Origin of the sequence: Vibrio lamellibrachiae (genome assembly GCF_050337265.1) — a bacterium.
GTDB lineage: Bacteria > Pseudomonadota > Gammaproteobacteria > Enterobacterales > Vibrionaceae > Vibrio > Vibrio kyushuensis.
The window spans coordinates 16438-39979 of sequence record NZ_JAKJSU010000020.1 but is presented as its reverse complement, the minus strand read 5'-3'; the positions used below and the strand labels follow the sequence as shown (position 1 = coordinate 39979).

The window sequence follows — 23542 nt, the reverse complement described above, 5'->3', positions numbered from 1 at the left end:
GTTTATCGACATCTTGAATATTTATCGCCATCTTATGCGCTTCTTGATACCAGAACGGGTCTGCTATTCAAGGACGATATACATTGAAATTGTGATAAGGATATTCAAACATGGATAAAGACCATACTCTTCGAGAAAACCTACTCGCCTTAATCTTAGGCAGTGCTTTGGTGTCACTTGGTGTGATATTTTTTAATCATGTAGGGCTTCTTACTGGCGGGACAGCGGGACTGTCCATCTTCATTACTAAAGTCTCTGACTTTTCCTTTGGCCAGGTGTTCTTTCTTTTAAACCTCCCTTTTTATATTTTATCTGTGACTCGAATGGGTTGGCGCTTCTCAATCAATACTTTCATTGCCGTAAGTATTGTCTCGTTCGCTGTCGATCATCTATATCACGTGATTCAGATTTCTCATATTCAACCGTTGTACGCCGCGTTATTAGGTGGTGGATTGATTGGTATGGGGATGTTAGTGATTTTTAGACATAAGATGAGCCTAGGCGGGTTTAATATTCTAGCCCTTTACCTACAAGAGCGTTTTGGCATTCGTGCGGGTAAAGTTCAAATGGGACTCGATTGCACTATCGTTGTTATGTCGTTGTTCATCGTGAACGTTGAACTAATACTGCTTTCGATTGTTGGCGCAATAATTACCAATCTTATTTTGGCAATGAACCACAAGCCGGGGCGTTATCAAGCGATTGTTAACAAGTCGACCGCTTAGTTTTTTAGCAATAGCTAAACACCTAATTAATAGTGTTGAGCACTGTTCAAACTTCCCCTAAAACCTGTCAATTCGGCAGGTTTTTTATGGCTTTAAAGTCCTCTAGATGTGTTAGAAGCGATTAGTACAATTAGTTACTGAGAGCCTGAGCTTGCACCACTGTAACTGCAATAACATGGTAGGCGTCATCCGCACTACAACCTCTGGAAAGATCATTAGCCGGTTTCGCTAACCCTTGTAGTAATGGGCCAATGGCCAGTGCGCCACCCAATCTCTGAGCAAGCTTATAGCCGATATTTCCCGCTTCAAGGTTCGGAAATACAAGTACGTTAGATTCGCCCTTCACCTTCGAGTTTGGCAGCTTCGAGTTGGCTATATCAGCCACAATGGCCGCATCTAACTGAATATCATCATCTATAGCCAGATCTGGTGCTTGTTGCTTAACCAGTCGAGACGCTTCTACTACTTTGTCGACAGACTTATGCTTGGCACTGCCATTGGTCGAAAAAGAGAGCATGGCGACTTTTGGATCTTGCATCAGCAATGCTTTAGCACTTTGAGAGGCTGAAAGCGCAATGTCTGCGAGTTCTTCCGCGCTAGGATCGATCACTAAGCCACAATCAGAGAAAATAAGCCCACCTTTAAGGGTATGGAATGGCTCACACATCATCATCAAGAAGAAGCTTGAGACTAGCTTATAGTTTGGGTCGACCCCTAGGATTTGGATGCTGTTTCTAACCACATCAGAAGTTGTATGCACGGCTCCCGCGACGCAACCATCCGCGTAGCCTTCACGCACCATCATATTTGTGAAGCATAAGGGCTCTGCCACCGCTTTTGTCGCCGACTCTAGCGATATGCCTTTATGCTTACGTAGCTCGTAAAAGGCTTTAGCAAAGATGGGTGTGAGCTCACTTTTGTCTGGGTCGATAAGCTGTATGCATGTTATGTCTAAAGCATGCTGCGCAGCTAAGTCACTAATCTGAGGTATATTACCAACGAGAATAATTGATGCGATATTATGCTTTGCTGCTTTGACTGCAGCCGTTAGTATTCGAATATCATGTGCTTCACATAAAACGATACGAGCAGGCGCTGCTTTGGCTTTCTCTATAATTTGATTTATGGCTTTCATACAAAAAACTTGTGATTTATTGTAACGATAAAATTAACACAATGTGAAAAATATGATACATTTTATTCCGTTTATCGAGATCTAGGTTGCGTGAGCATCTTCTATGTTCAATACTCTAGTACACGCAAAAGAATTTTAAGATAGTGTTTTTATTGACCTTATATAACGACATGGAGCCTTATAGCCAATGACCATGAATCCAAGTACCAATGTAGAGCCAATACGTGTAGAGGGTGACACTCCAACCTTACGTTTATTTTCTCTCTTAGAAGTTATTGCTGAAAAGGATGAGTTCTTCTCTCTACAGAGTTTGGTAGAAGAAACGGGCATACCTAAGCCAACGTTGCATCGAATGCTTCAGCAGCTTGAATCATCAGGAATCATTCAAAGAGATGGCGACAATAGACACTATAGCTCTGGGGTTCGATTACGCCGACTAGCGGAGCGAATCTTACTTAACAACACCACTCATAGTGCGCGTCATGCAGTACTTGCTCAACTCTCTAAAGAGGTGGGTGAAAGTTGTAATATTACCGCTCTCTCTGGTAATGAGATTATCTATGTCGACCGTGTGGAAACCCAGGCACCGCTTCGTTTTTGTTTACAAGCGGGTTCTAGGGTTCCTGTTCATTGCTCTGCAACGGGTAAACTCTTTTTAGCAGGAATGACAAAGTCTCAACGAAATAGACTGTTGGCACACGCTGAATTAACTCAATACACTGAAAAAACCATCATCACTCAGGATGGCCTAGAAGAAGAGATTGAGAGAGTTAAGCTAGCGGGTTATGCCATCGATAATGAAGAGTTTTTACCAGGGCTATTTTGTGTCGCGGTATTAGTACCAGCCCCTTCTGGGCAATCGAATTTGAGCCTTGCGATTCAAGCGCCAATCATGCGTCTAAAACCAGAGCAAGCACTGCACTTTTTACCGGCGCTACAACGTGCAGCGCAAGCTATGGCAAGAATTGAAGCCGAAAGCTGGCCTGAAGAAAACAGCTAATTTGGTTAGAGTAGGCTTTGTCTTTATCCATCCATGCTAGCCCTAGTATATTGAGAGAGAAAGACAAAGCGGTTACCTGTTACGTATCAAATTGATGAGATCGAAAAATAGCCGATTATCTAACGACTGTGATAAATCGACGGCAATATTACGGCGATAATAAGGGCTGAGATCTAGCCCAACCCCTAACCCGAGTATTTCTACTTGCCTCTGCTTTTCATACTCTGACACGGTTTCTTTCAAGTGGTTGTCTAAATAAAAGGTGTCGTTACATAAATTTGTAGCGGTATCCATAGGGCAACCATCCGAAATGACGATTAAAACCCGCCTTTTTTCATCACGTTTTAAAAGACGTTGGCAAGCCCACTGCACTGCTTCGCCATCAATTCCTTCTTTAAATAAATCCGCTTTAAGTAGCGCGGTAATATTGGTGCGAGCTCGCCGCCAGCTTGTATCTGCATCTTTGAATATCATGTGACGAACTTCATTAAGGCGGCCTGGGTGCTTGGGGCGTCTCTGTTTCATCCACTCTTTATAGGTTCGTCCGCCATTCCAGCCATTGGTTGTAAAACCCAATACTTCGGTAGGAACATTGGCCATGTCTGCGGCTCTTGTCATTATGTCTATCAACATTGTCACCGCATGCGTATGCTGTTTCATCGAACCAGAGCAATCAATAAGAAAACTAATGATGCTGTCGGTTTTGATTACATCTCGATCGAGCTTAAAAATTCGACGCTCGTTAGGAGAGCTAACGATCTGAGGTAATCGACGACCATCGATGTATCCTTCTTCTAAACCAAACTGCCAACCATCTTGTTTCTTTATTGCTAATGCCTCTTTAAGCAGCTTGCTGATTCTACGAATATTAATTCCCTGATGTTGGATGCTCTGGTCTAAGGTTTTTCTATATTCTTTAAGCAGTGCCTCTCTGACAAGAGTGGAGGCATGGACTTCGGTGTCATAATTAGTGGTGAAAATTCGGTAGTTTGAGTCAACCTCTGAGAGAAGTTTACTTTCACCCGTAGCAACTTGAGCGATTGATTGCTCATCGGATTCGTCAAAGTTAAGCAGCAATGAAAAACTCTGTTTTATTTTCTCGTCTGAGTCATCGAGCCCTTCAATAATGTTATCGGTACTTTCTGAAGTAATGAGTTCGGACACGGTGAATGCTAGTGCGAGTGCGTAGAATGCAAACTCTTTCTGGCTGTGCTTCTGTTTTTTGAGCCCTGCTAAAGCTGTCCCGATTATAGGAACGAGACCAGCACGGGTTGATTCAATCAAATCTTCTGTTTCAGGTAAGACGGCATTTCCGGTCAATCGTGAACGGCATATCTGCGCGAGGGTATAAAGCAAGATACCTAACCGGGTTTCAATCAATCCACTTAAGCAATATTGTTGCGACCAGTGGATAAATAGATTCTCTAAGTTCAGCTTTATGCCGGGTAGTGAATCAGGTGAAAGGCATTCGACTCTAAATTGCTCCAGCATTTCGAATATAAGGCGTTCTATCTCGTTATTAGGTGTGAGTCCTTTATGCAAAATAAGGTCAGAGAATGTTAACTTTAATGCAATGGCATCACTGATTGCCCTTTTAAAAGGGAATTGTTGTTGATGGGTAAGCGCCGTTTGTTGGGGTGTTTCTCCTAATTGAGCAGGGGCTTGCAATTGAACTTGATCTTGCAATGATACAGAATCTTGAAGATGAGGAGCGTGTATGGGAAGCGCTTTATCTTGTCGATGCAGCCGTTTCCCACGATAGTGTAGTGACGCATCATTTGTCATTGCTCGGGCAGACGCTGCATTGAGCTCAAGCATTTGCTTTTCTTTTTGTACATTTTCTTGCTCGCTCATAACGCAGGCTCATCGCTTTTCAATAACCACGATTCATTGAGTTCTTCAGCAAAACAACGTTGATAGTATTCGGCTACGATTGGCCGTTCGGCCTCATCGCATTTGTTTAAAAATGACAGTCGAAATGCCAACGCTGTATTACCGAATATTTCGCAATTCTCTGCCCATGTGATAACCGTTCTTGGGGACATCAACGTCGAAAGATCGCCCACCTCAAACCCATTTCGGCTCAGGTTTGCGAGTGCCACCATCGAAGACACCTGCTTCCTACCATTATCAGTATTTAGCTTGGGTAGGCGAGATAGAACGATTTTCTCTTCTTCGATGGGTTTTAGATAGTTCAAAGAAGCGACGATATTCCAACGATCAACTTGAGCATGGTTGAGTGTTTGAGTGCCATGGTACATGTCGGATGTATTGCCGAGACCTAGTGTATTCGCGGTAGCAAATAGGCGAAAGGAAGGGTGGGGAGTCATCACTTTATTTTGATCTAATAGGGTGAGCTTGCCGTTTTGTTCCAATATTTGCTGGATAACAAACATAACATCAGGGCGGCCGGCATCGTACTCATCAAAGATCAAAGCGATGGGCCTTTGAAGTGACCAAGGCAAAATACCTTGTTGAAACTGAGTCACTTGCTTTCCCTCTTTCAACACGATGGTGTCTTTACCGATCAGATCAAGGCGGCTCAGGTGACCGTCAAGATTGACACGAATACAGGGCCAATTTAGCCTCGCCGCGACTTGCTCGATATGAGTGGACTTACCCGTACCGTGTCTACCTTGCACCATGGTTCTTCGGTTGTGGGTAAACCCCGCTAGAATTGCCAGTGTTACATCTGGGTCAAAGCAGTAAGCACTGTCTATTTCAGGAATGTACTCTAACTCGCTTGAAAGGTCAGAGCTTTTTGAAAAAACAGGTACTTTCATTGAACTTGGGAAGCCAAACAGAGATTCAACAGACTGCATCGCTTTAGGTATTTTCTCTTTCATTGTTATCTCTTCTGCTTATCACAACCAATGTCTCGTAACCAGATTCAGGTAAATAACCTCTTGTAAGCGACTCCTCGTAAACAGCCTCTTCTCATAAACCATGGCTAATGAAACTTGGTTGATTTTTATCCATGTACAGCATTCTTTCCTATTCGCCGTTCGATCAACATCGTTAAAATCAAAAAATGTTAACGATATGTGATTTATTGGAATTATTTGTTTCAATTTATGGTTATTTGTTGACAGTTTAATTTTCAAGGTCTAGGGTTAAATCTAATTTCCGATAGCGGAACTAAACGTTCCAATAACTGTTATTTATTACTACTAGTATCAATGGAGATGCCGTAATGAGCGAAGAAAACGCAAGATCAGTGGTTGAAGGACCAACAAAAATGACTCCATCAGAAGCCTTTGTTGAAACAATGGTCGCGAATGATGTGAATACGATGTTTGGCATCATGGGCTCAGCTTTTATGGATGCAATGGACATTTTCGCCCCTGCAGGCATTCGACTTGTCCCTGTTGTTCACGAGCAAGGTGCTGCTCATATGGCTGACGGCTACGCTCGAGTTTCAGGGAATCACGGTGTTGTTATTGGTCAGAACGGTCCTGGTATCAGTAACTGTGTTACCGCTATTGCTGCTGCATTTTGGGCGCATAGCCCTGTTGTTATCGTTACGCCTGAAACCGGTACAACAACAATGGGGCTCGGCGGATTCCAAGAGTGTAACCAATTACCGATGTTCCAAGAGTTCACTAAATACCAAGGGCATGTAACACACCCATCTCGAATGGCTGAATACACGGGTCGCTGTTTTGATCGCGCAATGAGCGAAATGGGTCCAACACAGCTCAATATTCCTCGTGACTATTTCTATGGTGAAACGGTCACCGAAATTCCAAAACCAGCACGATTAGATCGTGGCCCTGGTGGCGAGAAAAGCTTAAATGAAGCGGCTGATATTTTGGCGAACGCTAAATTCCCAGTCATTATTTCCGGTGGCGGTGTCGTTATGTCAGGCGCTGTCGAAGAGTGTAAAGCACTAGCCGAACGCCTTGGCGCACCAGTAGTAAACAGCTACTTACATAACGATTCGTTCCCTGCAAGTCACCCTTTATGGTGTGGTCCACTTGGCTATCAAGGTTCAAAAGCGGCAATGAAGCTGATGTCGCAAGCTGACGTTGTGGTAGCGCTAGGCTCTCGTTTAGGTCCATTTGGTACTCTTCCGCAACACGGTATGGATTACTGGCCGACAAAAGCAAAAATCATTCAAATCGATGCTGACAATAAGATGCTGGGTTTGGTTAAAAAAATCTCTGTCGGTATTTGTGGAGATGCGAAAGCAGCAGCCATTGCATTAACTCAACGCCTTGAAGGCAGAACCCTGCTAAGTGACGCGACCAAATTGGAGCGTGGTGAAAAAGTCGCAGAAGAGAAGGCGGCTTGGGAAAAAGAGCTCGATGAGTGGACGCATGAACGTGATGCTTTCAGCTTGGACATGATTGATCAAAACGCGACTGAAAAGCCTTTCTCTGGCGGTGAATACTTACACCCTCGTCAGGTGTTGCGTGAGCTAGAAAAAGCAATGCCAAAAGATGTCATGGTATCGACCGATATCGGCAACATTAACTCAGTTGCGAACAGCTACCTGCGTTTCGAAAAACCACGAAGCTTCTTTGCCGCCATGAGTTTTGGTAACTGTGGTTATGCTTTCCCAACCATCATTGGCGCGAAAGCGGCTGCACCAGAGCGCCCTGCAATTTCTTATGCGGGTGATGGAGCGTGGGGCATGAGCTTAATGGAAACGATGACAGCGGTTCGTCATAACATTCCGGTGACAGCGGTTGTATTCCATAACCGTCAATGGGGCGCTGAAAAGAAAAATCAGGTCGATTTTTATAACCGCCGTTTTGTTGCTGGTGAGCTAGATAATGAAAGCTTTGCTGAGATTGGACGAGCCATGGGCGCAGAAGGGATAACGGTTGATAGATTGGAAGATGTGGGTCCTGCATTGACCAAAGCGATTGATATGCAGATGAACGAGGGTAAAACAACCATCCTTGAAATCATGTGTACTCAAGAGTTGGGTGACCCGTTCCGTCGAGATGCACTTTCAACGCCTGTTCGTTTCTTAGATAAATACAAAGACTACGTTTAATTTCGGGTTCAACAGAGCTTAGTTATAGCCAGTGCCTGGCGAAAGTCAGGCCATTTTTATTTGGACCGGAGCCTTGATATGAATACCAATGCCATAAAACTGCACAATAGCGTCCCGAGTAAAGTCAGTCTTTTATTGCCTGGTTTTCTTCTTTGTAGCGTGATTGCAGCAGCCGCGTCGTTCGTATCTGATCAGTATGGTGGTCCTAAATTTCTTTATGCACTGCTGATAGGCATTGCATTCCACTTCTTGTCAGACAACACCAAGTGCATCCCTGGAATAGAAGCGTGTGCTAAAAAGCTAGTCCGCATAGGGGTTGCTTTACTGGGCGTAAGAATTGCTTTCAGCGATGTGAATGATTTAGGTGCTGTCGGTATTGGAGCGTTAGCAGGTGCAGTCGTTCTAACGATAAGTTTTGGATTACTGCTTGCTCGAATTTTGAAGCTACCGCCTATGCTTGGCCTACTTTCTGGTGGAGCTACGGGAATATGTGGAATATCGGCTGCGATGGCTATCTCATCGACAATGCCTCAAAACAGTGAAAATGAGCACTTTACGTTGCTCACTGCTATTGGAGTGGCGACATTCTCAACCATCGCCATGGTGGCATACCCGCTAATCGTAACGACTGCTGGGCTGACGACTTCGGAAGCTGGACTGTTCCTTGGTGGGTCGATTCATGACGTAGCCCAGGTGGTCGGTGCAGGCTTTATGATTTCACCAGAGGTGGGAGATGCAGCGACGCTTGCCAAGATGTTTCGTGTTGCGATGTTGATGCCTGTGGTTGTCTTACTCGTGTTCTTTTTCCGAGCAGGGCGCGAAGAGAGTGTTTCTACACAGACGGCTAGGCAGCCCCTTGTTCCCGGTTTTTTGATCGTATTCATTGGCTTAATTGGATTGAACAGTTTGAGCTTAATACCGACGCAAGTCGTGGCATTGAGTTCTGATTTTTCAAAGTGGTGCTTGGTGATCTCTATCTCTGCCTTAGGCATAAAAACCTCATTCCAAAAACTGTCTAAATTGGGCTGGAAACCTGTCATTTTGTTCTTTGGTAACGCTGTTTTTATAGCAGGCTACATGCTGTTAGTCGTCTATATGGCACGCTTTTACTAGTGAATAAATAAACCCAAAAACGCTGAGTGTAACAAAATACTTCCAGATTGAATTTAATAAGACATAACGTCTCATATAGTGAGATTTCATATTGACAGAATTAGCCAACGTTAATAAATTATCTCTCGATAACATTTTTGTAGCAATTCTGTAACAACAAGGAAAGATTCAATGAATGTTCAAACTAAAATCGCAATACAAGATCAAGTCAGTGTCGAATTCTTACAAGCGTTCAGTTCCGCATGGAATAGTCATGATATCGACGCCCTAATGACCTTTGTTACTGATGACTGCATCTTTCATACAGCTGCAGGTCCTGATATCCAAGGCAACACATTCTCTGGCAGAGAGGCAGTGCGCGAAAGCTTTCAACAAGTGTGGAAAAACTTCCCTGATGCAGCATGGCTTGACGGCGAGCACTTTGTATCTGGCGACCGTGCTGTTAGTGAGTCTACCTTCTGTGCGACTAAGCCTGACGGAAGTAAAATTGAAGCTAGAATGGTGGATGTCTTCACTTTGTCAGATGGAAAAATCCAAGTTAAGAACGCCTTTCGTAAAGACCGCCCAGCCATTTTCCAATCTAATTCTTAAGTAATCCAACAAACGTACTTAGATACAAGGAAATTGGATATGAATTCTATAGTGAACGAAGCTGTTTTAGCCGACGTACCAGAAGTAAAGGTTGAGAAAACGGCAACTCAGGCATCGCATAAATATGACGCTCGTTATGACCCGCTCGTAGATAACACGCCAGGTCAAGGCAGAGATTATGCGCCTACCTATTGGCTTGGCACCGCTGGAGAACCACCACCTGATGATGGCCCTATTGTTGGTGATGTAGATGTCGATGTAGTGATCATTGGCTCTGGCTATACGGGATTGACCACGGCAATTCACCTTGCTGAAAATCATGGCATCAAAGCCACTGTGCTTGAGGCGAACCGCGTTAGCTGGGGTTGCAGTACTCGTAATGGTGGTCAAGCTCAATGCGCATCAGGGCGTTTGAAACGTTCTCAATGGATTGAACGTTGGGGGGAAGAGACAGCGATTAAAATGCATCAAGAGTGCCTTGATGGAATGGCAACGTTTAAAGGCCTAATTAAAGACATTGATTGCGATCCTCAATTTGGTGGTCACCTGTATGTCGCGCATCGTGAAAAAATGATGCCTACTTTAGATAAAGAAGCGAAGCTTCTAAGAAAGGTCTTTAATTACGATGCGCAGATACTCGATTCAGAGACGTTAAAGAGTCAGTTTGTTGATGACAAAGAAGCTGCAGGTGCGATGCATGAGCCTGAAGGAATTGGTATTCACGCTGGTAAATTAGCGTTTGGTTACTTGAAGAAGGCCAGAGCGCTGGGCGCGACCGTTCATCCATCAAGTCCGGTTATTGGTTGGAAAACCATTAATGGTGTCCACCATATTCAAACCCCTGGCGGCATCGTTCGCGCTCGTGCTGTTGGTGTGGCGACGGGAGGATATACCTCTCAAGGTCTACATAAACAGACAAAAAATCGATTGTTACCAATTTTATCGAACTCAATGGTGACAAGACCGTTGACGCAAGCTGAGATCACAGCTTGTCGATTTAAAACCAATCAAATTATTACCGATACCCGAGTATTGCGTCACTACTATCGCTTGCTGCCTGATAACCGTTTACAGATTGGCACACGTAGCGCCATTACAGGTAAAGATGCGCCTAATCATAAATACGCACAGATGCTTAAGTTGGATTTAGAACGCAAGTTTCCGGCACTGACCGGCATCGAGATTGATTATTCATGGTGGGGCTGGGTTGATGTCAGCCACGACATGATGCCAAGGATCACACAGCCAAACCCATCAGAAAGTATCTACTATGCGCTTGGCTATGGTGGCAATGGGGTGATGTATTCAGCTCAGGCCGGAAAACGTTTAGCACAATGGATAGCAGGACAAGGTCGAGATTTAGACCTTCCCATATTCCAGTCGAAACTGCCGTTCCCTAACATTCGGGAAGTAGTGGAGTCAGAAACATTTGCACCTTTTAGACGCCTCGGTCAGCAGTTCTTATATCGATGGTATCACTTGCAGGATGAAGTTTTGTAGGCACGAAAGGTGCCGACAATGAACAAAGAAAAGCAAAGAGGAAAAAGAGAAACTTGATTCAATGAAAGTAAAGTCCGGGTAAGCATGGAAGCATGCAGGCAGTCATACCTTGGTCTCCTTATAACTAAAGCACTCATTAAAGAGATGCGAATTTGAAATAAAAGGTTACTGATATGAAGTTTACTAACAGAGCACTACTATCAATGATTACCGTCGCTAGTATGACACTAGCTTCTCCACTTGCACTTGCACAAACCTTTAAGATGGCATTGGGTGATGCCGCTGGCGGTACGCAGTGGGAAATGGGCACAAAGTTCAGCGAGTTATTAGAAGCTAAGACACAAGCAAAAATGGAACTTTTCCCTAACGGTCAACTTGGTAGTGAGCAAGATACAGTCAACAGTGCTTCTATGGGGATGCTCGACTTTTCGGTACTTGCCATCAATAACGTGACACCTTTCTCTCCAACGGTTGGTTTGCTAACCATGCCTTACGTGATTCAAAGCGCAGAAGAAGCAAAGGCGCTCACTCAAGGTGAGATTGGTCAAGAGTTGGTAGAAAACACAATTCGTGATGCTGGTGTTCGTATTGTTGGTTGGGCGTATTCAGGTTTCCGAGTTCTAACCAATTCAAAACGACCAATCGAATCGATGGACGATCTAAAAGGCCTAGTGATTCGCGTACCGCGTAACGAAATTATGATCGCTTCTTACCAAGCTTGGGGCGTTAACCCTACGCCAATGGCCTGGTCTGAAACCTTCACTGGTCTTCAGCAAGGCGTGGTTGATGGACAAGATAATCCATACATCACGATTTCTGCGATGAAATTTAATGAAGTGCAAAAATACGTCACTAATCTGCGTTACATCTTCTCTCTAGAACCATTGATTGTGAGTGAGTCTATCTTCCAAGATCAAAGCCCTGAAATGCAAAAAGCAATTTTGGCAGCAGGGAAAGATGCGACCGCGTACAGCTATGAGTACTTACTGGCGACGGAAGACTCAATTAAGAAAGACTTAACGTCGAAGGGCATGGTGATCACAGACCCTGCTAACGGCGAGAAAGAGTGGATAGAAAAAGTAACGACTACCGTTTGGCCAAAATTCTACTCAAGCATCGGTGGTAAAGAGAAATTAGACGAAGCCCTTAACCTGCTAGGCCGATAAGGGAAATTAATATGGCGGAGCGCTCGTGTGCTCCGCAATATTAGTGACTTATAAGTTTTGAATGCACTGGCCATGAAGTATTGATTGTAGACGTATTAGTTATGGCACTTAGTGTCGGTATTCTAAGCATCTAAGCATCTAAGTATTAGAGTAAAGGTCAGTTATTTATCCCTTGATGATTTATATGGGGGAGTGTTGTTTACCGGAGGATGTATGTCAGGGAAGAAAACGCTGTTACAGCATATCAATAATATCGAAGAATATTGCTGTGCACTTTTGTTGGCTTCATTTGTATTACTGCTCTTCGCACAAATTCTATTGCGACAGCTATTTCAATACTCCATACCATGGGGAGATGAGGTCGCTACGTACATGTTTGTCTGGTTTGCTTATTTGGGCGCTGTTGTTGCGGCTAAAATGTCTGCGCATAATCGTGTCAGTTTCCAATTCCGTTGGTTTCCACCCATCGTGCAAAAGGTAAGTGAGACCATTGCTGATATGCTTTGGGTCGCCTTCAATCTATTTTTTGTCTACCTAAGCTATGACTTTGTATTTAACAAAATGAATTTGTTCTGGAAGTCCCAAACCACAGGCATTCCAATGAAATATTTCTACATGATCATACCCATCGCTTTCACTTTGATGACCATCCGTATTCTATGGAATAACTACCTACGTTTATTTAAAGGCGTAGAAAACATCGATCCTGAGATGAAAGAGATCCAAAAACTGAAACAAGCAAATGCAGATAAAGAAAAAGTCACCAATAAAAAAGATGCAGATGTGAATTTTCAAACCGCTGTTGTTGATGAATAGGAGACATTCATGGAAGCGTATTTAACCCTGATACTGTTTGGTGGATTTCTTTTTCTACTGATCATTGGCGCGCCAATTACTGTCTCTTTGGCAGGGGCATCAATGGCAGCGTATCTATTACTTGATAAAAACCCGATAGCCTTAGTACAGATAGCCTTTACCTCGGTGGGAAACTTCCCATTAATGGCACTACCAGCGTTTGTTTTAGCGGGGGCCTTAATGGAAGCTGCGGGAATATCTAAGCGGCTGGTCGACATTGCCGAAAGCCTTGCTGGCCCCGTCACTGGTGGTCTTGGCGCTGCGACTGTGGTGGCGTGTCTGTTTTTTGGTGCGATATCAGGCTCAGGCCCTGCAACAACAGCTGCCGTTGGTATGTTGATGGTGCCAGCAATGGTAAAAAGAGATTATGATCGAAGCTATGCCTCAGCCGTGACGGCAGCGTCAGGTGGCCTTGGTATTATTATTCCACCATCAATTCCGATTGTTATTTTTGGCATATCCGCGATGGGACTGATGCCGCCTCCAGAAGCCATTCAGCAGCATGGTGAGTTCGCTTCAATATCGATTCCTAAACTGTTTATTGCAGGAGTGATTCCTGGCTTTATTATGGCGATTACGTTGATCGCTACGAACTATGTGTTGGCAAAAAAACGTGGCTATAAAGGGCTCACTGACTCTTGGTCGATGGCCGACGTACATAAATCGATAAGGGCTGGCGTTTGGTCTATCCTAGCTCCGTTTCTTATTCTTGGCGGTATCTATAGCGGTCTATTTACCCCAACTGAATCTGCTGTTGTTGCGATTGCTTACTCAATTTTTGTTGGGCTCGTTATTCACAAAGAGCTTCGCTTTGAAAGCATACTAAAATCGCTGACGACCACAACGTGGATCACTGGGCGCGTATTGCTTATTTTATTTGCAGCTACGGTCTTTGGACGTTTATTGATTGAACAGAAAATTCCAGTGGTCGTTGCGGACTCGTTACTCAGCTTGACCGATAACATGTATTTAGTCTGGACGCTTACTATCATGCTGCTGCTTTTCATTGGCATGTTTATGGAAACGCTTGCCGCGATAATGATCATCGTCCCAGTATTGCTGCCGATTATGTATATGTTAGGCGCGGATCCAACGCACGTTGGCATTGTTGTTGTGTGTGTCCTTTCGATAGGTTTTGCGACACCGCCCCTAGGAGAGAATATTTTCGTAGCGTCCGGAATAGGGGGGGCCAGCGTTGAGCAAATTACGGCTCGCATTCACCCCTTTGTCGCGGCTTCCGTTGTGGGAATCTTCATCATTGCATTCTTCCCATCTTTGACGCTCTGGCTACCTTCTTTAGTTGGGTATTGACGATTCTACGCATGACATAACGAAAGAAGAAAGACTAAATAGCAGCAATGATTATTGAAATACGTACCGACAAAGATGATTCGAACCGGAGGATGCAATGAAATTTTTAACAAAGCGAGTCGCTACCTATACACGATTCACATGGCAAAAACTGGTTTTAACCTTCCTGATGTCTGTCTTAATGTTCATCAGCGCAACAGCAATGACGAAAACAGAGAGTAGTACAGGCAGCACTAACGCAAATGGTACTCAAGCAGACAGCACGCACGTTCATATAATGACGAATGATGAAAAGCGAGCGGGGCAATTGCTTAATAGAGCCGTGAAGCATGTTGCTACTAACGGTCCTGATGGGGTAGAGAACTTTGCAAACAGTGAGCAATTTACCGATGAAGAGCTCTACGTATTTGCACTTGACGTCAATGGAACGTTTTTAGTAAGTGGTGGTGGCTCAGCAGCGCTGATAGGCGACAAAGTCAATGACACTACCGACATGGTAGGAAAGCTGTTTTTCAAAGAGATGATTGAAAAGTCCCTTGCCGATGGTGGTGGTGTGGTTGAGTACTATTGGACCAACCCAGTGGATAGCCAAGGAGAGCCGAAGAGAACAATGTTTACCTTGGTTGATGACATCATTATTGCGGTTGGTTACTACCCATCTCGAGCGACTTCCCATCAAGCGCGTCATTTTCTTGATGTCGCGATTAAAGCCCTCATTAATGACGAGCAAGCTGCTTTGAATGCGTTCAATCAAACTTACGGCAATTTTGTGGATGAAGACCTGTATGTGTTTGTTCTAGATATTAATAAAGGCACTTTTCTAGCACATGGGGCGACACCAGAATTAAATGGGAAATCCCATAAAGAAGTGACTAACTCTGATGGCGAACATGTTCTTACCAATATGCTCAATCAGGCACGAGAAAAAGGCGAGGGGGAACTGAGCTATCGATGGAACAACCCGACAACGGGTAAGACCGAATCTAAACATACCTATTACCGTGTGTACGCCAATAAATTAGTGGGCGTAGGTTACTATCTGCGTTAATACAGTTATTACAACGTTAATTATAAAAGGCTTAGGGAGCTCTAATGCAATTGAAACAACAAGAACTATTACAATCTGGAGCCTTTATAAACGGCCGATGGGTAAACGAAGAACAGACATTTTCTGTAACTAACCCAGCCAATGAGGAAATACTTTGCCAAGTCACCAAAGCCGGTGTTGAACTGACTTTATCCGCGATAGAAAGCGCAGAGATTGCTTTAATAAGTTGGAAGGAAAAAACGGCGAAAGAACGCGGTGCGATCTTGCGACGCTGGGGGGAACTGCTGTTAGAACATCAAGATGATCTAGCGATCATTTTAACCTCAGAACAGGGCAAGCCTTTCACTGAAGCCAAAGGGGAAGTGGTCTATGCCGCGAGCTTTCTAGATTGGTTCGCAGAGGAAGGAAAGCGAATCTATGGTGATGTTATTCCCACCCATAAACTCGGTTCTAAACTGATTGTCACTAAAGAGCCTGTTGGTGTGGTTGCTGCTATTACGCCTTGGAACTTCCCATTGGCCATGATCACAAGAAAAGCAGGCCCAGCGTTGGCAGCGGGTTGCACTATGGTACTAAAACCTTCTGAAGAGACGCCCTTAACTGCAATGGCATTGGCAGTATTAGCGGAGAAAGCAGGGGTTCCTGCTGGCGTATTTAATGTGGTTGCTGGCGATGCTGAGAAAATTGGTTCGACACTGATGAGCAGTAAGGTTATACGAAAAGTCTCTTTCACGGGCTCAACACGTACAGGCAAGCATTTGATGAGACAGGCCGCAGATACAGTGAAAAAGCTGTCGCTTGAACTCGGTGGCAATGCTCCATTTATCGTATTTGACGATGCAGATCTGGATGAGGCTGTAGCAGGCGCAATGGCATCCAAATTCAGAAATACTGGGCAAACCTGCGTTTGTGTTAATCGCTTCTATATCCATGACTCTGTTTATCAAACCTTTACGGATAAGTTGGCTAAAGCAGTCGCACAGCTAAAAGTAGCGTCAGGCTTTGAAGACGGCGCGACCCAAGGGCCTTTGATTAATATGGCGGCGTTAAACAAAGTAGAACAGCACTTAAAAGACGCGACTGATAAGGGGGCAAAGATACTAATTGGCGGAGAGCGTGGTTCTCTTGGTGGCAGTTTTTTTGAACCCACGGTTATTGTTGATGCTGAACATTCAATGCTACTGGCTCAAGAAGAGACCTTTGGACCTTTGGCCGCATGTTTCCGCTTTAGTTCCGAGCAGGAAGTGATCAAGTTAGCCAACGATACCGATTCGGGCTTAGCTGCCTATTTTTATGCTCGAGATATTGGTCGCGTATGGCGCGTAGCCGATGCACTGCAAGCAGGGCTTGTTGGCGTTAATGAAGGCGTGATCTCAACAGAAGTCGCTCCATTTGGTGGCGTCAAAGAGTCTGGTTTGGGGCGAGAAGGCTCAAAGTATGGCATTGAAGATTACGTGGAAAGTAAATACATAATGATGGCGGGAATATAACGGCATCAGTTTAGTCATAGTAAGCAGAATTTAGAAAATTCGGCTTACTAAGTTTCGTTTTATAAAATGAAGATAAGGGAAGTTTATGTTTTATATACCAATACAAGCGAGTGTAGAGGCGGAGCTAAATTGCTTAATTGAGGCAGTGGCTAAAGCGAAGTCTGTTTTTGTCACCGCAACAAATAGAATCGCACCCGGAAAGATCCTCAGAACGAATGAGCTAGCATCTAGAGTGGGTAACTATCGCTCAGGGCTTCGTTACCTAAAACATACTTGTGGACAAGATGAAGCCGTTTTCTTCCAAGAATTTGATAAGAAAACATACGGCCAAATTAGGAGTGATGCTAACAGTTGCCTTACGTACACACGAGGCATGCGTATTGAAGAAGCGGAATATAAGATTGCCCACGTTCAGAGAAAGCTTAATGATGATCTTGACCAAAAGCACGCATTGGCTCTGATCGAACAGATGTGTACACATAGGGAGTTACTTGAAGTTTATAGCGACGTCGATAGCTTCATTACGGTGTATTTAGAGAAATCAAATTGGCTAACCGTCATGTACGGGGAAGATTCGAAAATTGTTCAGACAATGAATGAATACTTCTACGGTAAATTTAAGAAAGTCGCCTAGTAAGTTGCGAAACTTCCCAACAAAAATACAGCGCAGTAAACCCGTTTAATTGAGAGTTTGAAACTTAAACGGTTTACTGCGTAAGATAGTTACTGTAGTAGATAGTTACTGTGTTTTCACTATCCTGTTTGCTTCGTCAAATGAATAGCCGTGATTTTCAATTAGATCAACAATCGATTTTTGTGCTTCTAAACTGGGTAGCTTCGAAGTGTCTAATTCATAGTCTTCCACATTTTCAATATCGAGCTCGATGATTTCATCATTCGTCATGCTTATTCCTGCTCCTTTAAATGATGTTAATTACTGGCTTAATTTATCCATAGCTCTTTATTTGGATCGTTTTCCTCTATCCAATTTGAGTCTTCTCGCGCTTCTAAGTACAATTGTAACCCGTTATACGATGCGAATGCCGCTGCCCCACCCAAGTGAGCGAACGCGTCAAAATACTCATCTTCAAGATTACACAGTTCACCTAGATTGGTAATACCTTGTTCAATGGCCCATTGAATAGCGAATATAGGGGCGATTGCGCCTGAAACGGCCACTTCTTCTACGAAGGTGTTCGCGCCGCTTCTAGATTCGCTCTCTAACTCTGCTTGCTGTTTTTCTGCTTCTTGAAGGGATATTTCTTCAATGAGTCGAGTACGTTGAGAGTTAGAAATTCGTTTGTTTAGTTTCGCTATCTTTAGTGCGTATTCAAAACGGGCAGGGGTAACAATACCCACTAGTTGCGTGAGCAATTCTTCATCGATGCTGGTGGCTTTTACAAAGTAGTCGATACAGGTGCTTAATGAAGAATAGTGTGTGCCGTTAAATTCGAAACTGCTGGTTTCATCAACACAATCTAGTGGAAGGCTATCCACACTCAACTCCCAGCCCTCAAACGCGACACGTTGCTTTGCTATTTCATACATGTGCCAAGCACTTTTACCGAAGCCGCCCAATATCGCCCCAGAGAAATCGCTGTCGATAAGCTCTTGCTCGGTCCAGTTCTCTCCAATCCCTAAATGTTTTGCATATTTGGAGATGAGCGCCTGCTTGATGCTTGAGCGTAACTCCCAGATAGAGGTTAAACGGGCAGGGTATTTGATGGAGTCACATTCTCTGCATGCGGGTATCTCAAGCGGAGGATGATCTGCGTGTTTGCTCGATTTAGCGCTGCGTGGAAATAGCAGCTGGGCAGACGATGGCTCGCCGCAAAACCAGCAAGTGTGTCGAAGGTTGAAGGGTACATCGATTGGTGAATAGGATTTAGAGGGCATTGTGAAGTTCTTAAAGCTGATAACAGGGTACGATTCAAGATGTTGGGGCCAGATTACATTGATATTGGTAGCGATGACTACCAAATTTTCCTGTCAGTCAGATAACTTTTAATTTTATTTGTCGATTCTGTTGTTGTGCCTCGTTCAATATATGCATATACGCTCGCATAAGTGCCAAACTGGTCTTGAAATGCATTCTGTGCATTTGCACTCTCAAAGTATGTGAATCTTATTGATTGAGCATCATTAGCTAGGATTTCCAAGAACAACAAAAACCACAAGGGGAATTGATGAATAACGAGCTAAATGTAGATCTATATTGCAACCAATGTAATCAGAATACGAATCATATTCAGATAACCAATTCCAAGGTCCAGCAGCAGCGACAGCGTAAGAATAAGTGGCATTATAAGTTATTAAGTTTTGTTTTCAGTACTTTGCTTAACACGTCTAGTTCAAAGACCAAAGTTAGTTATTTCAAGTGTGAAGTATGCGAAAACGATTATAGCGAAAATGAAAAAAGACCAATTGGTTGGTAACCCTTTAGACGTATTAATGAGTGGTTCAAGTGACTGGTATAAAAATTGAGGTGAAAGGCATAGCCGATGGAAATGATCATTGATGAGTTAGCGTCGAGGGGATACGAAGTCTCAGGTTCAGATACTTTATTAACAGTGAAGCTAGGTACTTTGACCAATAGAGTCGTTATTCGGAAAAGTTTATACACCAATAGTATTGAGGTTTCAGCAGGGGAAGGGTGGCAGCTGTTCAGTTATTCACTCCTAATAGCGATGCTAGTTCTTGAAATTACTCGCTATTTTCTTGACCCAAACAAAATACTCGGCTCGTTATCGATTGCTTATCTTGTCTGTGGTATCCCTGCTGTTTTAGCTGGTTATATTGGCATTATTATCACTGAAATTCGAATGATTCCAATTAGAGAAGTAGTAAGAAAAGCAAATTTGTCGTATTTGGGAGCACGACAATCATCCTAAATAAACACATAAAGGTAAATTGATGAAATACGTGGGATTTGGAAAAAGACTCATTGCCTCTACGATTGATGGCATAGTACTGCTGCCATTCATGTTTCTATTTGAATATGCTAACGATACTTCTTACTACTATGCTCTTTATTTAGCCCTTCCTTATGGTCTTATGTATTCGCTATATCGATTTTATTGCCATGGAAAATATGGTGCGACGATTGGTAAGAGAATAGTGAAAATTCGTGTGGTCAATGACTACGATGAATTACCGATTTCGTATAGAGAAGCTGGGAAGAGAGTTTTGATAGATACTCTATTTAGCATCTTAATAGCCCTTGCTACTATTTCTGCACTTTTAACTGTCTCGCCCGAAGTTTATGAACTATTAACATGGGAAGAGAGAAATGCGTTATATCAATCTAGTGAAATAGGGTGGTACGGTCCCACAATGATGGTAATGGTTATTTGGTCGGTTTTAAATGGCCTCAGCTTACTTGTCACGGATAAAAATAGAGCGCTCCATGACTTTGTTGCTGGAACCGTTGTGATAAGAAGAAAGTAACTCAAATACTTTGGAGTGTCTTATAAATAGAAGGTTGGAAGATTTTAGATCGTTAAAAACGGTGAAAGCCCAATGTTGGTAGGAACAAAATAGTCTAAGCAGTAAGTTTTTGTTCCATAATGATATATGGTGAAATTGACGAATGTTTTATGGAGATAAATGTAAAAAACCGATCAGTTTCAAGTGCTTATAATCAAAAGTTTAGATAGGAATAAATGGTGGATATTGAAAGCGTATATATTTGAGAATTTAGCGCCAATAACTCGCTTTCGACTGAAAGTGAATAGGTTTTTTAAGTTGTTCGCCATATTTAGATATAGGACAAAGCGATTAAGTATTTAGCGGCAGCAATGTGATGGATATTTACTAGACGTATAGTTCCCCTAAAGGATAAGCCCCAAGAGAACCTGAACTCCAAAGTGCCAAAGCTTTTCAGAAATCTGCTTCCTCTGACAGCCTCAGAGTGTCTTCCTGTTCTACTCCTAAATATCGAATGGTGTTATCTAGCTTCGAATACTCAAGTAAGATCTGTACCACCCTAATGTTTTTCGTTCTGGCATAGACTAAAGTTGCTTTAGTTCGACGCATAGACTGAGTTCTATAATAATTTGTATTAAACCCAAGCTTTATAGCCCTGTTCTAATAAGGCACCCTAATCTCGTAATCTCGTAATCTCGTAATCTCGTAATCTTGAGGCTCATCATCACGAATTTCGACTGAAATTCACAGCTGCCAACATTGTTAACCCTAGCCATATGAACCAGACAATCTGACTCAAGCCAAACAGGATTGCTGGTATATCGGCTGGGTAAACCGTCATAACGCCAGTAAGCCCAACAAAAACACCTAGGTAGTTCATATTGTTAGAGAACTTACTGTTTTTGATGGCAGCGATACTCAATAGTAGAACCCACAGGCCTCCAACAACCTCGTTTCCACCTCCGATTCCTTCCGCGACAGTATCAATAGCTAACCAGAGTGACCATGCCTGCTCTGGATCGGTTACTGAAAGTTTAATAACAGCAGCTAACCCGACATTTGCGATCATTCCACTCGCAATCACTAAACCAACCCAGATCAATCCAAATACGCTAGCCAATGGTGAAAAAACCGGAGCATGGTCTTTTAAACTGTAATAGAGGGCCACCACTAATATGGCTAACAATACGCCAAACGCGACATACAGAAAAAAGTTAATGGTTGATAATGCTACAAGATGTTCCGCTAGAAACGTTAATTTTTGTACTACATCAGCCTCTAAAGGGAAGTGCCAAAACGCGCCAAAGAAAATAAAACCTGTTATGTATAGACAAGCGTTTAAAAGCGCTGCTACACCACCCACTTTTTGAAGGTTATTCACTATAAATCTTCCTTATATATTGACTGAGCCTCGTCTCTATCAAGTCACTCAAATCTTGGTTGCCAACAAACTGCTCACCTTTAGATTGTTCATACGCCGGAGGCTTAGCTATCTAAAGGTTGAGTCTAAGTCTCGCTTTTATAATGGCTTATGTCGTCCGAGACTATAAGGGCGGACACTTTCTTGTGTTTTAATTGAATAATAGGCAGTACAATTAGTGGACAGTAGCTAACGAGCTATACATGGAAGAGGGGAAGTGCCTTGGGCGATCTCGTCGCGTTAGCGATTACAATGGTGACACTTGGGCAAATTGGATTTTGTTTGCCTCAATTTCTGTTTCGTTCGCGCAATACCCAAACATATTTCCCACTCGCAATTTTCTTTGTTGCGCATGGGGTCATTGCGCTAGGGCCCGCTGTCTTTTTGCTCGTACCTACATGGGAAACGATCTATATTGCTTCTATTTTTCCCGCATGGCTTCTTCTAGGTCCCACATTCTGGCTGTATGTCGATGGATTAACGTCAACAACACCCTGGCAGGTGCGACCTAAACACACCATTCATCTCATTCCCTTTGTATTTGGTTTAGTTATCGCTGGGTTGATAATAAGCTTACCGCTTGAATTGCAGCGGGCCATTTTTGACGAGGGAGCAGAAATCGATACTGGATCCCCCCTTGTTGTCGTGGTCAGCATTTTTCTGGCAATGCTGCTGTGGGCGGTGCAATCTGGGTACTATGTTGTCCAAATAGTGACTCGTCTAACTCGATACAGAAAGCAGTTGAAAGATTTGTTTGCCAGTAATGAAAGGCGAGAACTAAGCTGGTTGAGTTGGATATTGTGCATTATCGCAGGCACTTGGCTGCTTTCCTTTGTAAACTTATTGTCCACATTGGTGTATGACACGGCTTTGTTTGGGTATCGGTTTGGTTTAACACTACTACTGATCCTGGTGTGGACGTTAGCTTATTGGGGGCTACGACAAAAACCAGGGTTTGAGGGACGATATTTACCTGATGTCTCAGCGCCTGTAAGCTCAAACTTCATCACTGATAACAAATATGAGCGTTCTGCTCTGAGTGAGGAGCAAGCTCAGCGTATCGCTGATAAAATTACTTCAGCGATGGAGTCGGAGCAACTGCATTTAGACTCAAGCCTATCGTTACATAAGCTCGCGCAGCATGTTGCTATTTCCCCAAACTATATTTCGCAAACATTGAACGGCACCATGGGCACAAATTTCTTTGATTTTGTGAATAAATGGCGAGTTGAAACGGCAAAGCCCAAGATAATCGCCAATGAAGATACTGTACTTAACATAGCCCTAGGAGTCGGCTTTAACGCACGGTCATCTTTTTACAAAGCATTTAAAAATGAAACCGGAAAAACGCCAACAGAATTTCGTAAGTCGCAATACGCCGCCGAGACTGATGGAAAATAAGAGTAAACGGCACTATACGACATGCTTTAATCCAACACACTAGTGGCGTTCAGTTAGTGTTTTCAATCTGGCAAAGTACTCTACATTTCAAGTCTGTATTTGGTTACTTATTATTGAAGTGTCAGGGATCTGTTTTTAGTAAAGTTCGTAGCTGTTGTCGGGCAAAGGCGAGTTTCAACCCTGGCTGAAACGTCTCTGGACAGAACCTTGCTAGCAGCTTTACTAAATTAGTATTTGACGGATTATGTTATGTATTGAAAAGCTTATAATCAAGCGGCTAGTTTAGCTAATCCACTACGATTCTATCTGTCAAAAATTCCCTTCAGCAATGCCGAATCTATTTGGTTTGTTCATCC

21 protein-coding genes and 1 pseudogene are annotated in these 23542 nt (G+C 43.4%); 15 read left to right on the top strand and 7 right to left on the bottom strand.

Annotated elements, in window-relative coordinates; all coding sequences use genetic code 11:
- Nucleotides 1-110 precede the first annotated feature (110 nt).
- On the top strand, nucleotides 111-725 hold the full coding sequence (locus tag L4C54_RS23360; RefSeq protein WP_428809997.1) for a DUF6198 family protein: 615 nt from the start codon (nucleotides 111-113) through the stop codon (nucleotides 723-725).
- Between the two features lie 130 nt (nucleotides 726-855).
- Here L4C54_RS23360 and pta read toward each other — a convergent pair whose 3' ends face one another.
- The gene (gene pta / locus L4C54_RS23355) at nucleotides 856-1860 is read right to left on the bottom strand and encodes a phosphate acetyltransferase (RefSeq protein WP_428809996.1); all 1005 of its coding nucleotides are present in this window, start codon (nucleotides 1858-1860) and stop codon (nucleotides 856-858) included.
- A 193-nt stretch (nucleotides 1861-2053) separates the two neighbouring features.
- Here pta and L4C54_RS23350 point away from each other — a divergent pair, with 193 nt between their 5' ends.
- Nucleotides 2054-2860, top strand: a complete 807-nt coding sequence (locus tag L4C54_RS23350) for an IclR family transcriptional regulator (RefSeq protein ID WP_428810017.1) — start codon at nucleotides 2054-2056, stop codon at nucleotides 2858-2860.
- Nucleotides 2861-2932: 72 nt separating this feature from the next.
- Here the strand turns inward: L4C54_RS23350 and L4C54_RS23345 are convergent, their stop codons facing one another.
- A complete protein-coding gene (locus L4C54_RS23345) occupies nucleotides 2933-4714 on the bottom strand; it encodes a cobaltochelatase CobT-related protein (protein ID WP_428809995.1) in 1782 nt (593 codons plus the stop codon).
- Nucleotides 4711-5706: an AAA family ATPase gene (locus L4C54_RS23340; RefSeq protein WP_428809994.1), complete on the bottom strand. Its 996-nt coding sequence runs from the start codon at nucleotides 5704-5706 to the stop codon at nucleotides 4711-4713. Before L4C54_RS23340 ends, L4C54_RS23345 begins: the two co-directional genes overlap by 4 nt.
- 347 nt (nucleotides 5707-6053) lie before the next feature.
- Here L4C54_RS23340 and xsc point away from each other — a divergent pair, with 347 nt between their 5' ends.
- From xsc to L4C54_RS23290, 10 genes are all read left to right on the top strand, one after another.
- Entirely contained in the window at nucleotides 6054-7865 is a 1812-nt protein-coding gene (gene xsc / locus L4C54_RS23335) for a sulfoacetaldehyde acetyltransferase (RefSeq protein ID WP_428809993.1), read from the top strand.
- Nucleotides 7866-7943: 78 nt separating this feature from the next.
- A complete protein-coding gene (locus L4C54_RS23330; protein WP_428809992.1) occupies nucleotides 7944-8978 on the top strand; it encodes a YeiH family protein in 1035 nt (344 codons plus the stop codon).
- A gap of 171 nt (nucleotides 8979-9149) precedes the next feature.
- Nucleotides 9150-9569 carry a nuclear transport factor 2 family protein gene (locus L4C54_RS23325; protein WP_428809991.1) on the top strand — a complete coding sequence of 140 codons (420 nt, stop codon included), beginning with the start codon at nucleotides 9150-9152 and terminating at the stop codon, nucleotides 9567-9569.
- A gap of 39 nt (nucleotides 9570-9608) precedes the next feature.
- Nucleotides 9609-11069, top strand: coding sequence for an NAD(P)/FAD-dependent oxidoreductase (locus L4C54_RS23320; RefSeq protein ID WP_428809990.1), 1461 nt, complete (start codon nucleotides 9609-9611; stop codon nucleotides 11067-11069).
- Nucleotides 11070-11272: 203 nt separating this feature from the next.
- Entirely contained in the window at nucleotides 11273-12235 is a 963-nt protein-coding gene (locus L4C54_RS23315; protein ID WP_428810016.1) for a TRAP transporter substrate-binding protein, read from the top strand.
- Nucleotides 12236-12448: 213 nt separating this feature from the next.
- Complete coding sequence (locus L4C54_RS23310) at nucleotides 12449-13051, top strand: TRAP transporter small permease (RefSeq protein ID WP_428809989.1); 603 nt, start codon at nucleotides 12449-12451, stop codon at nucleotides 13049-13051.
- Nucleotides 13052-13060: 9 nt separating this feature from the next.
- Nucleotides 13061-14401: a TRAP transporter large permease gene (locus L4C54_RS23305; RefSeq protein ID WP_428809988.1), complete on the top strand. Its 1341-nt coding sequence runs from the start codon at nucleotides 13061-13063 to the stop codon at nucleotides 14399-14401.
- Nucleotides 14402-14498: 97 nt separating this feature from the next.
- Nucleotides 14499-15449 carry a cache domain-containing protein gene (locus L4C54_RS23300; protein WP_428809987.1) on the top strand — a complete coding sequence of 317 codons (951 nt, stop codon included), beginning with the start codon at nucleotides 14499-14501 and terminating at the stop codon, nucleotides 15447-15449.
- 44 nt (nucleotides 15450-15493) lie between these two features.
- Nucleotides 15494-16939: an NAD-dependent succinate-semialdehyde dehydrogenase gene (locus L4C54_RS23295; protein ID WP_428809986.1), complete on the top strand. Its 1446-nt coding sequence runs from the start codon at nucleotides 15494-15496 to the stop codon at nucleotides 16937-16939.
- An 85-nt stretch (nucleotides 16940-17024) separates the two neighbouring features.
- The gene (locus L4C54_RS23290) at nucleotides 17025-17573 is read left to right on the top strand and encodes a hypothetical protein (RefSeq protein WP_428809985.1); all 549 of its coding nucleotides are present in this window, start codon (nucleotides 17025-17027) and stop codon (nucleotides 17571-17573) included.
- Between the two features lie 105 nt (nucleotides 17574-17678).
- On the opposite strand, the gene L4C54_RS23285 is transcribed toward L4C54_RS23290, so the two are convergent.
- Together L4C54_RS23285 and L4C54_RS23280 are read right to left on the bottom strand one after the other, a co-directional pair.
- Complete coding sequence (locus L4C54_RS23285) at nucleotides 17679-17843, bottom strand: hypothetical protein (RefSeq protein WP_428809984.1); 165 nt, start codon at nucleotides 17841-17843, stop codon at nucleotides 17679-17681.
- A 38-nt stretch (nucleotides 17844-17881) separates the two neighbouring features.
- Nucleotides 17882-18835, bottom strand: a complete 954-nt coding sequence (locus L4C54_RS23280) for a hypothetical protein (RefSeq protein WP_428809983.1) — start codon at nucleotides 18833-18835, stop codon at nucleotides 17882-17884.
- A gap of 605 nt (nucleotides 18836-19440) precedes the next feature.
- Here L4C54_RS23280 and L4C54_RS23275 point away from each other — a divergent pair.
- Complete coding sequence (locus L4C54_RS23275) at nucleotides 19441-19830, top strand: hypothetical protein (protein ID WP_428809982.1); 390 nt, start codon at nucleotides 19441-19443, stop codon at nucleotides 19828-19830.
- 22 nt (nucleotides 19831-19852) lie between these two features.
- Nucleotides 19853-20386 (top strand): RDD family protein, encoded by a 534-nt coding sequence (locus tag L4C54_RS23270; RefSeq protein WP_428809981.1) that lies wholly within the window; start codon nucleotides 19853-19855, stop codon nucleotides 20384-20386.
- A 432-nt stretch (nucleotides 20387-20818) separates the two neighbouring features.
- Here L4C54_RS23270 and L4C54_RS23265 read toward each other — a convergent pair.
- Both L4C54_RS23265 and L4C54_RS23260 read right to left on the bottom strand, forming a co-directional pair.
- Nucleotides 20819-21025, bottom strand: a pseudogene (locus L4C54_RS23265) (integrase); the annotation flags it as partial.
- A gap of 64 nt (nucleotides 21026-21089) precedes the next feature.
- Nucleotides 21090-21746 carry a hypothetical protein gene (locus L4C54_RS23260; RefSeq protein ID WP_428809980.1) on the bottom strand — a complete coding sequence of 219 codons (657 nt, stop codon included), beginning with the start codon at nucleotides 21744-21746 and terminating at the stop codon, nucleotides 21090-21092.
- Nucleotides 21747-22007: 261 nt separating this feature from the next.
- Between L4C54_RS23260 and L4C54_RS23255 the strand changes: the two genes are divergently transcribed.
- The gene (locus L4C54_RS23255; protein WP_428809979.1) at nucleotides 22008-23186 is read left to right on the top strand and encodes a helix-turn-helix domain-containing protein; all 1179 of its coding nucleotides are present in this window, start codon (nucleotides 22008-22010) and stop codon (nucleotides 23184-23186) included.
- The last annotated feature ends 356 nt before the right edge of the window (nucleotides 23187-23542 follow it).

Coding starts and splice junctions, on each gene's coding strand:
- L4C54_RS23310 (WP_428809989.1), top strand. CDS start 12,449: ATGTCAGGGAAGAAAACGCTGTTACAGCATATCAATAATATCGAAGAA.
- L4C54_RS23330 (WP_428809992.1), top strand. CDS start 7,944: ATGAATACCAATGCCATAAAACTGCACAATAGCGTCCCGAGTAAAGTC.
- L4C54_RS23315 (WP_428810016.1), top strand. CDS start 11,273: ATGATTACCGTCGCTAGTATGACACTAGCTTCTCCACTTGCACTTGCA.
- L4C54_RS23305 (WP_428809988.1), top strand. CDS start 13,061: ATGGAAGCGTATTTAACCCTGATACTGTTTGGTGGATTTCTTTTTCTA.
- L4C54_RS23345 (WP_428809995.1), bottom strand. CDS start 4,714: ATGAGCGAGCAAGAAAATGTACAAAAAGAAAAGCAAATGCTTGAGCTC.
- xsc (WP_428809993.1), top strand. CDS start 6,054: ATGAGCGAAGAAAACGCAAGATCAGTGGTTGAAGGACCAACAAAAATG.
- L4C54_RS23350 (WP_428810017.1), top strand. CDS start 2,054: ATGAATCCAAGTACCAATGTAGAGCCAATACGTGTAGAGGGTGACACT.
- L4C54_RS23280 (WP_428809983.1), bottom strand. CDS start 18,835: ATGCCCTCTAAATCCTATTCACCAATCGATGTACCCTTCAACCTTCGA.
- L4C54_RS23275 (WP_428809982.1), top strand. CDS start 19,441: ATGGAAATGATCATTGATGAGTTAGCGTCGAGGGGATACGAAGTCTCA.
- L4C54_RS23270 (WP_428809981.1), top strand. CDS start 19,853: ATGAAATACGTGGGATTTGGAAAAAGACTCATTGCCTCTACGATTGAT.
- L4C54_RS23325 (WP_428809991.1), top strand. CDS start 9,150: ATGAATGTTCAAACTAAAATCGCAATACAAGATCAAGTCAGTGTCGAA.
- pta (WP_428809996.1), bottom strand. CDS start 1,860: ATGAAAGCCATAAATCAAATTATAGAGAAAGCCAAAGCAGCGCCTGCT.
- L4C54_RS23360 (WP_428809997.1), top strand. CDS start 111: ATGGATAAAGACCATACTCTTCGAGAAAACCTACTCGCCTTAATCTTA.
- L4C54_RS23300 (WP_428809987.1), top strand. CDS start 14,499: ATGAAATTTTTAACAAAGCGAGTCGCTACCTATACACGATTCACATGG.
- L4C54_RS23320 (WP_428809990.1), top strand. CDS start 9,609: ATGAATTCTATAGTGAACGAAGCTGTTTTAGCCGACGTACCAGAAGTA.
- L4C54_RS23285 (WP_428809984.1), bottom strand. CDS start 17,843: ATGACGAATGATGAAATCATCGAGCTCGATATTGAAAATGTGGAAGAC.
- L4C54_RS23340 (WP_428809994.1), bottom strand. CDS start 5,706: ATGAAAGAGAAAATACCTAAAGCGATGCAGTCTGTTGAATCTCTGTTT.
- L4C54_RS23290 (WP_428809985.1), top strand. CDS start 17,025: ATGTTTTATATACCAATACAAGCGAGTGTAGAGGCGGAGCTAAATTGC.
- L4C54_RS23295 (WP_428809986.1), top strand. CDS start 15,494: ATGCAATTGAAACAACAAGAACTATTACAATCTGGAGCCTTTATAAAC.